Origin of the sequence: uncultured Sphingomonas sp. (assembly GCF_964237335.1) — a bacterium.
Lineage (GTDB): Bacteria > Pseudomonadota > Alphaproteobacteria > Sphingomonadales > Sphingomonadaceae > Sphingomonas.
The window spans coordinates 1-12,696 of the sequence record NZ_CAXSHM010000055.1; the positions used below are offsets into that span (position 1 = coordinate 1).

The window sequence follows — 12,696 nt, forward strand, 5'->3', positions numbered from 1 at the left end:
TGGCGGCGTAATGTTCAACCGCCCGCCCACACACGGAAATCCTGACAGTCCCGCGACAAGGTGCGCCGAACTGCGTTTCCTGCCCATCCTACTCCATCACGCTTGGGCCAGATGGACAGGGTGTATTCAGTGGTGAACGCAACACCGCTGTCACTGGCGACTATCGGTTTCAAGCGACGGCGCAGCAGGTCGCGACGTTCAGTCACCGCATTCGACCATCTCGCGCAGGCGCATCGACCGACTTAACATTCAGTCAACTCTGCAGCACCGATGCAAGAAAATATGACACCGTTAGCGTGACGTGGATGACCGCTGACGAACGTCCCGCGACGCTGCGGTTTAATCGTGCGTGCAGCATCCGTCTCCATCGTAAGACAGCGGACGCGCTCCTATCAGCTCCTTCGCTCCTCCCGATCGCCGACCTCATCGGGCACCGTTGAGCCTGCCCCCCACACCGCCTACACCCCACCCATGGCCGCCGCCCCGCCGATCCGAGACCTGACCGACCGGGCGCGCGACGTGTTCCGGCTGGTGGTGGACAGCTATCTCGCCAACGGTGCGCCGGTGGGGTCGAAGACGCTGGCGCAGGCGTCGGGGCTCAACCTGTCGCCGGCCTCGATCCGCGCGGTGATGGGTGAGCTGGAGGAGCGCGGCCTGCTCGCCTCCCCGCACACCTCGGCCGGCCGGCTTCCCACCGACCTCGGCCTGCGCCTGTTTGTCGACGGCATGATGCAGGCGATGGAGCCGACCGCCGACGAGCGCGCGCAGATCGCCGGCCGAGCCGATCGCAGCGGCGGCCCGGTGGAGGACGCGATCGCCGCCACCACCGCTGCGCTGTCGGGGCTGTCGGCCTGCGCTGGCCTCGTCATGGTGCCCAAGCGCGAGTTGCGGCTGCGCTCGATCGGCTTCGTGCCGCTGTCACGTGACCAGGCACTTGCGGTGCTGGTCAGCGAGGATGGATCGGTCGAGAACCGGGTGCTGCAACTGCCGCCCGGCATCGGCGGGTCGGCGCTGGTGGAGGCGGGCAACTACATGAGCGCGGTGCTCTCCGGCCTGACGCTCGTCGAGGCGCGCGCCCGCGTCGAGCGCGAGATCGCCGCCGGCCATGCCGCGATCGACGGCGCCGCCCGAGCGCTGGTGGAGCAGGGCCTCGCTGTCTGGAGCGAGGACGGCGCGCGGCGCCCGGTGCTGATCGTGCGCGGTCAGGGCCGGCTGCTGGATGCAGGCGCGGCCGCGGATCTCGACCGGGTGCGCGACCTGCTCGACGATCTGGAGGGCAAGCAGGACGTCGCGCGGCTGCTCGATTCGGCGCGCGCGGGCGACGCCACCCGCATCTTCATCGGGGCGGAGAACAAGCTGTTCGCGCTCAGCGGCTCCTCCGTCATCGCCAAGCCGTTCCGGGGCCTGGACGGCGAGGTGGTCGGCGTGGTCGGGGTGATCGGGCCGACGCGGTTGAACTATGCGCGGGTCGTGCCGATAGTGGACTTCACCGCCGCCACGCTCGCCCGGCTGATGGGATGAGCGGCGCCCCAACGACACGCAGAAAACAGGGACGTACATGACCGACACCACCGAGACGAGTGCAGACCTGCGTGACGAGACCGCCGCCGCCGCGCCGGAGCTGGCCGAGCATGACGGACACGCCGCGCGCATCGCCGAGCTGGAGGACCAGCTCGCCGCCGCCAAGCAGGACGTGCTCTACGCGCAGGCCGAGACGCAGAACGTCCGCCGCCGCGCCGAGAAGGAGGCCGCCGACGCGCGCGCCTATGCCGCGACCAACTTCGCGCGCGACGTGCTGTCAGTCAGCGACAATCTGGAGCGCGCGCTCGCCTCGATCCCGGAGAGCCTGCGCGAGGACGAGAAGTTCAAGGGCCTGGTCGCCGGGCTGGAGGCGACGGGCCGTGAGCTGGCGGCGGTGTTCGGCCGCAACGGCATCACCCGCGTCTCGTCGCTGGGCGAGATGCTCGATCCCAACAAGCACCAGGCGATGATGGAGGTGCCGAGCGACCAGGTGCCGGGCACGATCGTCCAGGAGATGCAGCCGGGCTACACGATCAAGGACCGGCTGCTGCGCCCCGCGTTGGTGGCGGTGGCGCGGGCGGGGTGACGTCCGTCAGTAGCTAAGGCGGCGGTTCATACCTCCGCCGCCCGTAAGGCCGCATTGATCCGGGTCTGCCAACCGTCGCCGGTCGCACGAAACTTGGCGAGCACATCGGCGTCGATGCGGAGCGTCACCTGACTCTTGACCGGCGCCTTCTGCGCACCGCGAAGCCGTTGGCGTCGTTCCTCCAGCGCTTGTTCGATGGCTTCGACGGTCACGTCACGATCTTCGGGATCGTTGGGATCAGCCTTAAGTCCGATTGTAAGTACGTCGCTCGCCATCGTTGCTTCTCCTGACTGAAATGAAACGGATCGCTTCCGGTCGTTCTACGTGGACAACCGTCCAAAGCCGTCCATCGACCAACCCGATGGCCTTGTATCGTTGCTCCTCGTCTTCGAGACGGATCGTGGGCGTGAAACCAGTTCCGCATCGGCGAATACCTGCGCGCCGAACGCGAGCGACACGCCATGCTGTTCACGATTGATCGCATCCTTTTCGGGATCGAAGTCAAACCTCATAGCTTGATGTAGCTACGATCTGCCATACTCGCAAGTCCGCTCTCGACGCCGGCTCCACCGCGCGGCTAAGCCTCCGCCATGAGCCCCAACCCCAACCCCAACCTCGTCACCGATCGCGCGACCTTCGTCACGCACCTCGAATGCTCGATGACGGGGGAGCGGTACGAGGCTGACCAACTGCATGGCCTGTCGCGGGTCGGGCGGCCGCTGCTGGTCCGCTACGACCTCGACGCGGTGCGCGCGAACCTGCCGCGCGGCATGCTCACCGCGCGGCCGACGGATCTGTGGCGGTGGCGCGAGCTGCTGCCGGTGCGGCATACCGCCAGCATCGTCAGCCTGGGCGAGATCGAGACGCCGCTGGTCCCGCTCGAAAAGTCGGCGTTGGGCGGCGACGTGCTGGTGAAGGACGAGGGGCGGCTGCCGACGGGATCGTTCAAGGCGCGTGGGCTGGTGATGGCGGTCGCGATGGCGAAGGAACTGGGCGTCACGCGGATCGCGATGCCGACCAACGGCAACGCCGGCGCCGCGCTCGCCGCCTATTGCTCGCGGATCGGCATAGAGACGATCGTCTTCTGCCCCGCCGACACGCCCGAGATCAACGTACGCGAGATCGCGATGCAGGGCGCGCGCGTCTGGCGGGTCAACGGCCTGATCGACGATTGCGGCGCGATCGTCGGCCGCGGCGCCGCGGAAGGGCGCTGGTTCGACTTCTCGACGCTGAAGGAACCGTACCGGATCGAGGGCAAGAAGACGATGGGGCTGGAGCTCGCCGCCCAGCTCGGCTGGACGCTGCCCGACGCGATCTTCTATCCCACCGGCGGCGGCACCGGCCTGATCGGCATGTGGAAGGCGTTCGACGAGCTGGAGAAGCTCGGCTGGATCGGCCCCAAGCGGCCGCAGATGTACGCGGTGCAGGCGGCGGGCTGCGCGCCGATCGTCAAGGCGTTCGAGGACGGCGTCGAACATGCCGAGCGGTGGGAGGGCGCACACACGATCGCCGCCGGCATCCGCGTGCCGCGCGCGGTGGGCGATTTCCTGATCCTGCGCGCGGTGCGGGAAAGCGGCGGCCGCGCGCTCGCGGTGACGGACGAGGAGATCGAGGCGGCGGTCCACGACGCGTCGGTCCGCGACGGCCTGCTGATGTGCCCGGAAGGCGGCGCGACGCTCGCCGCCTATCGTCGCGCGCGGGGCCAGGGGCTCGTGTCGGAGAGCGACCGCTGCGTGCTGTTCAACTGCGCCACCGGGCTCAAATACCCGATGCCGCCGGCGCCACACTCGCTCGACAAGGACGGTCCGATCGACTTCGACCTGCTCTGATCGATCTTGGAGCGAAACCGGTTGCGGGCCGTTCGGAAGGCCGGATCGAGAGGAAGACGCTGATATGATGTGGCAATCGCGTGGACCATGGGCCGGGGTGGCGTTGCTGGCATCCGCTTGCGCCTGTCCGGCCGCCGCGCAGACGGCCACCACCGCACGCGACCTCCTCACCCGCGCCTCGTTCTCGGACGCGAGCAAGGAGACCGCGCTCGCCCGCGTTGGCGAGGCCGAGGCGGCGGCCACGGCGGCGTTGCGGCGCGCGCCCGCCGATCCCGAAGCACTGCTGATGCAGGCGAGCGCGCTCGGCTATCGCGCGAAGCTGACCGGCAGCCGTGCCGACGCGATCGACGCGCGCAAGCGGTTCGAGGCGTTGGTCGCTCGCGATCCACGCAATCCGGAGGCGCAGATGGCGTTGGGCGCGTGGCATGTCGGGGCGGTCAACCGGCTCGGCGGCTTCGTCGGCGCGACGGTGTTGGGGGCCAAGAAGAAGGTGGGGTTCGAAGCGCTCGACCGGTCGGTGGCGCTCGGCGGCAACCATGCGTGGTATCCTGGGCTCGCCGCGCTGCTGCGGCTCGAACTCGATCCCGACGATCCGCGCGGACGCGCTCTGGCCGAGATCGCGAGCCATGCCGCCACGACGACCGTGCTCGACCGGGTGATGCAGCGATCGTGCGTCGCTGTCCTGGCGCAGTTGCAGGCGGGCAGGACGGATATGGCCAAGACGCTCGCGTCCAAGCTGCTGCCGTTCGGGCGGCTGGACTGATCCGCCCGGAACAAGCCTGACAAGCCGCTGTTGCAGATGGGCCCTCCCTGGAGTTCAGCGTCATGACCCGATATGCCTCGCTGGCCATCATTCCCCTCGCGCTCGTCGCGGCCGCGCCCGCTGCCACCACTGCCGATCGCGCGTTCGTCGGCAAGGTGTCGCAGGGCGGCATGTTCGAGGTCGCCGCCGGACGGCTCGCCGCGACACGGGGTGCGACCCAGGACGTGCGCGACTTCGGCGCCATGGAGGTTCACGACCACACGCTGGTCGGTGACCGGCTGAAGTCGGTCTCGGCGAGCGAGGGCGCGCCGATCGCGGCCACGCTGAATGCCGACTTCTCGGCCAGGATGACGCGGCTCGGCGCGCTGTCGGGCCCGGCGTTCGACCGCGCGTACATGACCGAGATGGCGAGCATCCACGATGCCGACGGCGCCGCCTTCGCGGCAGAGGCGACTGGCGGCGGCAGCGCGGGCTATCGCGGGTTCGCCGGCGAGACACACCGGATCGTCCAGCGGCACATCGGCGCGATCCGCGCACTGCCGCCGCGGTGACCGCTCAGCGCGCCGCCGTCCCGAACGGCAGCACGCTCTCGTAGCGCGCGAGGTCGGGCGCGCCGGCGACACGGCCCCCACGGCGCAGGACGAAGGCGTGGCGCACGATCTCCGCCTGCTGTTCGATGCCATAGCGGTGGAGCGGTACGCCGGGACGGAAGCTGTAGTCGTAGCGGCAGAAGGGATGGCGGCGAAGCGGCAGGAACAGCCCTCGCTGGTGCTGCCAGACATGCGCCATCTCGTGGATGAACAGCCCCTGGTCGGGCAGCGACGCGGCGGCGAAATCGTCCCGCCACAGGTCGCCGGCCGGATGGAAGTGGATGGCCCCGCGCGGCGCCATGACGACGTTGCGCGGCTGGAAGAACGCCCATTTGCCGCGCACCAGCGCGACGCGGGCATAGTCGATCGCGTCGCCGTAGACCGAGCGGGCGAGGTCGATCTCGCCGGGCGTCAGCGGGCGGCGCCTGATGTCTTTGGGGCTCACTCTCCGGGCGGCGGGTCGCCCGCGCCCAGCACCGGCGCGCTCTGCCGGATCCGCTCGCCGTTGCCGAAGGTGAAGGTGAGCGTCATCGCCCCGCCGCGCTTAACCGACGGATCGAGGCCGAAGAACATCACGTGCCGGCCACCCGGCGCGAACCGGCCGGTCGACCTGGCCGGGACCGAGACCGACGGCACGGGCGTCATCCGCGTCATTCCGGCCGCCCCGCCGCCCATTCCCCTCATAGTCTCGTGCATCTCGGATCGGATCGCGACGTCGGTGGAGACGTCGATCAGCGTCGCGTCCGCCGGCCCGCCGTGGAGCGTGAAATAGGCCGCGGCCGGCTGGCCGGGGACGGCCGGCAGGCGCACCCAGGCCTGGTCCACGGACAGGTCCTTGGCCTTGGAACAGCCCGCGATCGCGAGCAGCGCGAGCGCGGGGACGAACAGGGAGCGGGGCGACTTGGGGATCAGGCGGCGCATCGTCACTCCGGGACATCTCGGCGGTTGGCGCCGGTTCCTCTCGTTTCGCAATGGGATGGAACCTACGCCGCGGGCCGTCTTGCGACAAGCCGGACCCCACCTATATCCGGCCCAGTAACATGGATCGCGTCGCCGCTACGGGGCACGATCCTGCGGCTTTTTTCTTCGCGAGGGGCAGTTCGCAACCATGGCCAAAGTAATCGGTATCGACCTCGGCACCACCAACAGCTGCGTCGCTGTGATGGAGGGCGGCAAGCCCAAGGTGATCGAGAACAGCGAGGGCGCGCGCACCACGCCGTCGATCGTCGCCTTCGCCAAGGACGGCGAGCGGCTGGTGGGCCAGCCCGCCAAGCGCCAGGCCGTCACCAACGGCGACAACACGATCTTCGCGGTGAAGCGCCTGATCGGCCGCCGCTTCGACGATCCGGTGACCAAGAAGGACACCGAGTTGGTCCCCTACAAGATCGCGCGCGGCGGCAACGGCGACGCGTGGGTGTCGGCGGGCGGCAAGGATTACAGCCCGTCGCAGATCAGCGCGTTCATCCTTCAGAAGATGAAGGAGACCGCCGAGGCGCATCTGGGCGAGACGGTGACCCAGGCCGTCATCACTGTTCCGGCGTATTTCAACGATGCGCAGCGCCAGGCGACCAAGGACGCGGGCCAGATCGCGGGCCTTGAAGTGCTGCGCATCATCAACGAGCCGACCGCGGCGGCGTTGGCCTATGGCCTCGACAAGCAGGACGGCAAGACGATCGCGGTCTATGATCTTGGCGGCGGCACGTTCGACATCTCGGTGCTCGAGATCGGCGACGGCGTGTTCGAGGTGAAGGCCACGAACGGCGACACCTTCCTGGGCGGCGAGGATTTCGACAACAAGCTGGTCGAGTATCTGGCGGCGGACTTCAAGAAGGTGGAGGGGATCGACCTCACCAAGGACAAGCTCGCGCTCCAGCGGCTGAAGGAAGCCGCCGAGAAAGCGAAGATCGAACTGTCGTCGGCGCAGTCGACCGAGGTGAACCTGCCGTTCATCACTGCCGACCAGACCGGCCCCAAGCATCTCGTCAAGCAGATCAGCCGCTCGGACCTCGAGAAGCTGGTCGAGGACTTGGTCAGCCGCACGCTCGAGCCGTGCCGCAAGGCGCTGGCCGACGCCGGCATCAAGGCGGGCGACGTCGCGGAAGTGGTGCTCGTCGGCGGCATGACGCGGATGCCGCGTGTGCGTGAGGTCGTGAAGAACTTCTTCGGCAAGGAGCCGCATACCGGCGTCAATCCGGACGAGGTCGTCGCGATGGGCGCCGCGATCCAGGCGGGCGTGCTGCAGGGCGACGTCAAGGACGTGCTGCTGCTCGACGTCACGCCGCTGTCGCTGGGCATCGAGACTCTCGGTGGCGTGTTCACCCGGATGATCGACCGCAACACGACGATCCCGACCAAGAAGAGCCAGACCTATTCGACCGCGGACGACAACCAGGGCGCGGTGACGATCCGCGTGTTCCAGGGCGAACGCGAGATGGCGGCGGACAACAAGATCCTCGGCCAGTTCGACCTCGTCGGCATCCCGCCCGCGCCGCGCGGCGTCCCGCAGATCGAGGTGACGTTCGACATCGACGCCAACGGCCTCGTCAACGTCAGCGCCAAGGACAAGGGGACCGGCAAGGAGCAGCAGATCCGCATCCAGGCGTCGGGCGGGCTCAGCGACAACGACATCGAGCAGATGGTGCGCGATGCCGAGAAGTTCGCCGACGAGGACAAGAAGCGGCGCGCGGGCGCGGAGGCAAAGAACAATGCCGAATCGCTGATCCACACGACGGAGCGCCAGCTCGCGGACAATGGCGACAAGGTCGACGCGTCGCTCAAGTCCGAGATCGAGGCGGCGGTCGCCGAGACCAGGACCGCGGTCGAGGGTGGCGATCCCGACAAGATGACCGAGAAGTCGCAGGCGCTGGCGCAGGTCGCGATGAAGATGGGTCAGGCGATCTACGAGAAGCAGCAGCAGTCCGACGCGTCGCCGCAGGGCGGTGCCGGGGACGGCGCGCACACCGGCAAGCCTGGCGACGACGTGGTCGACGCCGAGTTCTCGGAAGTCGACGACAAGTAAACTGATGCACACCACCCGTCATTCCCGCGCATGCGGGGATCCCGCTTCTTTTGCCTTGTCGTTGGAGAAGAAGCGGGACCCCCGCCTTCGCGGGGGTGACGGGGCTGGCTGTGATGGGGGCCGGGCATGAGCACCGAGATCGACTATTACGAGCTGCTCGAGTGTGAACGCACTGCCGATGCGGGGGTGCTGAAATCGTCGTACCGCAAGCTCGCGATGAAATACCATCCGGACAAGAATGCCGGGTGCAAGGATTCCGAGGCCAAGTTCAAGGCGGTGTCGGAGGCGTACGAGGTCCTGAAGGACCCCCAGAAGCGCGCGGCCTATGATCGCTACGGCCACGCCGCCTTCCGCCAGCAGGGCGGCGGCGGTGGTGGGGCGCAGGATTTTGGCGGGTTTTCCGACATATTCGAGAGCGTCTTCGGCGAGTTCATGGGCGGTCAGCGCCAGGGTGGTGCCCGCGCGGCGCGGCGCGGCGCCGACCTGCGCTACGACATGGAGATCAGCCTGGAGGATGCGTACCACGGCAAGTCGACCGAGGTGACGGTCGACGTGTCGGCGGCGTGCGACACCTGCCATGGATCGGGCGCGCGGCCCGGCACGCAGGCGAAGACGTGCCAGACCTGCGCCGGCCACGGGAAAGTGCGCGCGCAACAGGGCTTCTTCGTGGTCGAGCGCGCCTGCCCGGCATGTCATGGCTCGGGTCAGGTGATCGCCGATCCATGCCCGGACTGCCGCGGTGACGGCCGGGTCGAGAAGACCAAGACGCTGGCCGTGAATGTGCCCCAGGGCGTCGACGAGGGCACGCGCATCCGCTTGTCGGGCGAGGGCGAGGCGGGCGCGCGCGGCGCGGCGGCGGGCGACCTCTACATCTTCCTCCACATCAAACGGCACGCGCTGTTCGAGCGCGAGGGCACGACATTGTTCGCGCGCGCGCCCGTCAGCTTCACCACGGCGGCGCTCGGCGGGACGATGGCGATCCCGGGCCTCGACGGGCGCACCCACGAGATCAGGATCCCGGCCGGCATCCAGTCGGGCAAGCAGTTGCGCCAGCGCGGCGCGGGGATGCCGGTGCTCCAGGGGCGCGGCCAGGGCGACCTCGTCGTCCAGATCGACGTCGAGACGCCGACGCGGCTGTCGACGCGGCAACGCGAACTGCTGGAGATGTTCCGCGAAACGGAGACGGGCGACGAATGCCCGGACAGCCAGGGCTTCTTCGCCAAGCTGAAGGGCGTGTTCGCGGGCGAGTAAGACCCGGCGGTCACCGCCGCCGCGTCTTCGATCTAAACCACATTGGGTGAAGGCCCGATTGCGGCGTATCGCACTGGTCATGGCGATGGGGCCGTCGTATCAACCCGCACCGATCGCGTCGGGTCAGGAACCGATCCCGTGCCGCATCGGGTCGACGGCCATCGCGACCCTGCCATAACCGCCTGTTTTGGTTCCGAAAAATCTTGTCGACCCGCTTGCCGTACTGCTCCGGTCGGCTATCATCGACGAATGGTCATCGCCGCTTTCCTGTTCGTCATCATCCTCGCGGCACTCGCCTGGTTCCTCTGGAATCGCGCCTGTCAGCGATGGCGTCTGCTTTCCACGCGGGAGAAGGAGCGTCGTTCGCGCGCCTCGTTCCTGTTTTCGCGCAAGGGAAAGCGGCGCAAGACCCCACCCCATCCGATCCGGTATCTGCCACGGTAACGACCGGACGCCGCGGAATGACACCGCCGCCGACCGCCCCCAAGCCGCCCTCTCAAGAGAGGGTCGACAGGGTGGGCGTCAGAGGGCGAGAACCGCCTCGAGAGCCAGCACGATGGCAGCGACGGCGAACAAGCCGCCCGTCCACGTATCCAGATTGCGCATGGGTATCTCCGATGCCGGTGGAATAACCGGCAAGAGCGAAATGGTCAGCGTTGCGCCGATGCGCAATTTTATTACGCGCGTTTGCAGTTGCAGCATTTGCAGTCGGCGTGAAGGTCGCGATGCCCGGCTCACCGGCCGGGACGGTCGTCCCCGAACACTCGCGCGAAAATCGTGTCGACGTGCTTTAGATGGTAGCCAAGGTCGAACTCCGCCTCGATCTGCTCGGGGCTCAGCACGGCCGCGACTTCCGGATCGGCCTTGAGCAGCTCGAGCAGGCTGAGCCGGCCGTCGCTTTCCCACACTTTCATCGCGTTGCGCTGGACGAGCCGATAGGACTCCTCGCGGCTCATCCCGCCCTGCGTGAGCGCCAGCAGCACGCGCTGCGAGTGGACGAGCCCGCCCATCCGGTCGAGGTTACGCTGCATCCGCTCGGGGTACACCACCAGCCTGTCGATCACGACGGTCAGCCGGGCGAGCGCGAAGTCGAGCGTCACGCACGCGTCGGGCGCGATGTAGCGTTCCACCGACGAGTGGCTGATGTCCCGCTCGTGCCACAGCGCCACGTTCTCCAGCGCAGGGGTCACATAGCCGCGGACCATACGCGCGAGGCCGGTCAGGTTCTCGGTCAGCACCGGGTTGCGCTTGTGCGGCATCGCCGACGAGCCCTTCTGGCCGGGGCTGAAATACTCCTCCACCTCCAGCACCTCGGTGCGTTGCAGGTGGCGCACCTCGGTCGCGACGCGCTCGATCGACGAGGCGATGACGCCCAACGTCGCGAAGAACATCGCGTGCCGGTCGCGCGGGATCACCTGGCTCGACACCGGCTCGATCGCGAGGCCGAGCCTGGCGGCGACATGCGCCTCGACGGCGGGCGAGACGTTGGCGAAGGTGCCGACCGCGCCCGAGATCGCGCAGGTGGCGATATCCTCGCGCGCATGGACCAGGCGCAGCCGCGCGCGCGCGAACTCGGCGTGGAAGCCGGCAAGCTTCAGCCCGAAGGTGACGGGCTCGGCGTGGATGCCGTGGCTGCGGCCGATCGTCGGCGTCATCCTGAACTCGTGCGCGCGGCGTTCGAGCACCGCCAGCAGCGCGTCGATGTCGGCGAGCAGGATATCGGACGCGCGTGCGAGCTGGACGCTAAGCGCGGTGTCGAGCACGTCGGACGAGGTCATGCCCTGGTGCATGAACCGCGCCTCTTCGCCGACGTTCTCGGACACCCAGGTCAGGAAGGCGATGACATCGTGCTTGGTGACCGCCTCGATCGCATCGATCCGCTCGACGTCGATCGCGGGGTTGGTGCCCCACCACCGCCATAGCGCCTCGGCGGCGGCCTTGGGGACGACGCCCAGATCGGCGAGCGCGTCGGTGGCGTGCGCCTCGATCTCGAACCAGATGCGGAAACGCGCTTCGGGCGTCCACAGCGCGGACATGGCGGGGCGGGAGTAGCGGGGGACCATGGGGGGCTATTACCGCGTCGGTGGCGGAAGGCACCCTGATTTGTCGATACGACGATCTGCCGCCATCGTCGTCACCCCGGACTTGTTCCGGGGTCCAGCTTGGTACGCGCCAAGACGCCTGATAGCTCGCACAACGCTGGACCCCGGAACAAGTCCGGGGTGACGGTAGAAGCGGGCCGAGCCTCTAATCGGCGTCAGAGCTGCCCACCTTCTTCGCCAGCCGCGAGAGAAGCGTGATCGGATCACGACCGCGGCCATAACCGAACTCCGCCTTGTCGGCGTTGCGACAGCGGCCTTCGCCCGCGAAGATGCCGCACGGACCGGATGGCGCGAGCGCCGCCGTCCCGCCCGGCAGGTCGCGCGACGTGCCGCCGCCGGGATGCTAGACCGGCAGTGGCAGGCGGTAGTGTTCGTGCCTGCCGCAAACGACGACGTCCGTCTCCCCCGCCTGCCGTCCGCATTGCGAGGTTGACGTTGACAGCGGGTCGGGCCGCACGGCCGCCAGATCGAACGCGACCGGCAGGCTAGCGGCAGGCGCGGCGGCCTGCGCGGCAAGCAGGAAGAGCGACAGTCTCAAATCACCCCTTTCGCCCGCAAACTCACATGCCCCTGCGTGCCGATGATGAGGTGATCGTGGACCGCGATGCGCAGCGGCTTGCCCGCCTCGACGATCGCGCGGGTCAGGTCGATGTCGGCGCGGCTGGGGGCGGGGTCGCCGCTCGGGTGGTTGTGGATCAGCCAGCTCGCCTTGAATAAAGCTTTGAGAAGTTTGCAATCTTAGCTTTTGCGTTATGTCGTTGAGGGCGGCCTCTGGGATCGGCAGTCCGTGCGTGCTCGGGATGATCACGTCTGGTCCCTGTCGGTGGTGAGTAAGCTCTGCGAAGCACGGCACGTCACGAGGTTCTTTTCATCCCACGCGTCGAGCTGGTCAACAGGATACAAAACGGCCTTGCCAATCTTCACGAAGCCCGGGCCAACTCTGGCCGATCGCCAGTTCCGTAGCGTTCCCACGCTAATTTCGTAACTGCTCACGGGGTTGGCGCATGACGGCTTGATCAGGCGACTGCGAAGCTG

17 protein-coding genes and 1 pseudogene are annotated in these 12,696 nt (G+C 68.0%); 9 read left to right on the top strand and 9 right to left on the bottom strand.

Annotated elements, in window-relative coordinates:
• Positions 1–41 precede the first annotated feature (41 nt).
• From ACFE65_RS16335 to grpE, 3 genes are read left to right on the top strand one after another with little or no spacing between them, the layout of a single operon-like run.
• A complete protein-coding gene (locus tag ACFE65_RS16335) occupies positions 42–440 on the top strand; it encodes a DUF6438 domain-containing protein (RefSeq protein ID WP_375383439.1) in 399 nt (132 codons plus the stop codon).
• Positions 441–471: 31 nt separating this feature from the next.
• Positions 472–1,521 carry a heat-inducible transcriptional repressor HrcA gene (gene hrcA / locus ACFE65_RS16340; RefSeq protein WP_375383424.1) on the top strand — a complete coding sequence of 350 codons (1,050 nt, stop codon included), beginning with the start codon at positions 472–474 and terminating at the stop codon, positions 1,519–1,521.
• 37 nt (positions 1,522–1,558) lie between these two features.
• Complete coding sequence (gene grpE / locus ACFE65_RS16345; RefSeq protein WP_375383425.1) at positions 1,559–2,107, top strand: nucleotide exchange factor GrpE; 549 nt, start codon at positions 1,559–1,561, stop codon at positions 2,105–2,107.
• A gap of 26 nt (positions 2,108–2,133) precedes the next feature.
• Here the strand turns inward: grpE and ACFE65_RS16350 are convergent, their stop codons facing one another.
• The gene (locus ACFE65_RS16350; RefSeq protein WP_375383426.1) at positions 2,134–2,382 is read right to left on the bottom strand and encodes a BrnA antitoxin family protein; all 249 of its coding nucleotides are present in this window, start codon (positions 2,380–2,382) and stop codon (positions 2,134–2,136) included.
• Entirely contained in the window at positions 2,351–2,464 is a 114-nt protein-coding gene (locus ACFE65_RS16355) for a hypothetical protein (protein WP_375383427.1), read from the bottom strand. The genes ACFE65_RS16350 and ACFE65_RS16355 overlap by 32 nt, the downstream gene beginning before the upstream one ends.
• Positions 2,465–2,697: 233 nt before the next feature.
• On the opposite strand from ACFE65_RS16355, the gene ACFE65_RS16360 reads away from it, so the two are divergent.
• The 3 genes from ACFE65_RS16360 (at position 2,698) to ACFE65_RS16370 (ending at position 5,250) form a co-directional block, all read left to right on the top strand.
• Positions 2,698–3,936 carry a threonine synthase gene (locus tag ACFE65_RS16360; RefSeq protein ID WP_375383428.1) on the top strand — a complete coding sequence of 413 codons (1,239 nt, stop codon included), beginning with the start codon at positions 2,698–2,700 and terminating at the stop codon, positions 3,934–3,936.
• A gap of 67 nt (positions 3,937–4,003) precedes the next feature.
• Positions 4,004–4,699, top strand: coding sequence for a hypothetical protein (locus tag ACFE65_RS16365; protein WP_375383429.1), 696 nt, complete (start codon positions 4,004–4,006; stop codon positions 4,697–4,699).
• Positions 4,700–4,761: 62 nt separating this feature from the next.
• Positions 4,762–5,250: a DUF4142 domain-containing protein gene (locus ACFE65_RS16370; RefSeq protein ID WP_375383430.1), complete on the top strand. Its 489-nt coding sequence runs from the start codon at positions 4,762–4,764 to the stop codon at positions 5,248–5,250.
• Positions 5,251–5,254: 4 nt separating this feature from the next.
• Here ACFE65_RS16370 and ACFE65_RS16375 read toward each other — a convergent pair whose 3' ends face one another.
• Positions 5,255–5,734, bottom strand: a complete 480-nt coding sequence (locus tag ACFE65_RS16375) for a vgr related protein (RefSeq protein ID WP_375383431.1) — start codon at positions 5,732–5,734, stop codon at positions 5,255–5,257.
• A complete protein-coding gene (locus tag ACFE65_RS16380; protein WP_375383432.1) occupies positions 5,731–6,210 on the bottom strand; it encodes a copper chaperone PCu(A)C in 480 nt (159 codons plus the stop codon). Before ACFE65_RS16380 ends, ACFE65_RS16375 begins: the two co-directional genes overlap by 4 nt.
• Before the next feature lie 187 nt (positions 6,211–6,397).
• Between ACFE65_RS16380 and dnaK the strand changes: the two genes are divergently transcribed.
• The 3 genes from dnaK to ACFE65_RS16395 all read left to right on the top strand — a co-directional run bounded on the left by dnaK (position 6,398) and on the right by ACFE65_RS16395 (position 10,003).
• Positions 6,398–8,308 carry a molecular chaperone DnaK gene (dnaK, locus tag ACFE65_RS16385; protein ID WP_375383433.1) on the top strand — a complete coding sequence of 637 codons (1,911 nt, stop codon included), beginning with the start codon at positions 6,398–6,400 and terminating at the stop codon, positions 8,306–8,308.
• Between the two features lie 126 nt (positions 8,309–8,434).
• Positions 8,435–9,559, top strand: coding sequence for a molecular chaperone DnaJ (dnaJ, locus tag ACFE65_RS16390; protein WP_375383434.1), 1,125 nt, complete (start codon positions 8,435–8,437; stop codon positions 9,557–9,559).
• A 249-nt stretch (positions 9,560–9,808) separates the two neighbouring features.
• On the top strand, positions 9,809–10,003 hold the full coding sequence (locus tag ACFE65_RS16395) for a hypothetical protein (RefSeq protein WP_375383435.1): 195 nt from the start codon (positions 9,809–9,811) through the stop codon (positions 10,001–10,003).
• A gap of 78 nt (positions 10,004–10,081) precedes the next feature.
• Here the strand turns inward: ACFE65_RS16395 and ACFE65_RS16400 are convergent, their stop codons facing one another.
• From ACFE65_RS16400 to ACFE65_RS16420, 5 genes and pseudogenes are all read right to left on the bottom strand, one after another.
• Positions 10,082–10,261: a hypothetical protein gene (locus tag ACFE65_RS16400; RefSeq protein ID WP_375383436.1), complete on the bottom strand. Its 180-nt coding sequence runs from the start codon at positions 10,259–10,261 to the stop codon at positions 10,082–10,084.
• A gap of 32 nt (positions 10,262–10,293) precedes the next feature.
• Entirely contained in the window at positions 10,294–11,622 is a 1,329-nt protein-coding gene (purB, locus tag ACFE65_RS16405; RefSeq protein WP_375383437.1) for an adenylosuccinate lyase, read from the bottom strand.
• Positions 11,623–12,004: 382 nt separating this feature from the next.
• Positions 12,005–12,199 (bottom strand): hypothetical protein, encoded by a 195-nt coding sequence (locus ACFE65_RS16410; RefSeq protein ID WP_375383438.1) that lies wholly within the window; start codon positions 12,197–12,199, stop codon positions 12,005–12,007.
• A pseudogene (locus tag ACFE65_RS16415) lies at positions 12,196–12,360 on the bottom strand (JAB domain-containing protein); the annotation flags it as partial. The gene ACFE65_RS16410 and the pseudogene ACFE65_RS16415, both read right to left, overlap by 4 nt.
• A 105-nt stretch (positions 12,361–12,465) precedes the next feature.
• Positions 12,466–12,654 carry a DNA-binding protein gene (locus tag ACFE65_RS16420; RefSeq protein ID WP_375383440.1) on the bottom strand — a complete coding sequence of 63 codons (189 nt, stop codon included), beginning with the start codon at positions 12,652–12,654 and terminating at the stop codon, positions 12,466–12,468.
• Between the last annotated feature and the right edge of the window lie 42 nt (positions 12,655–12,696).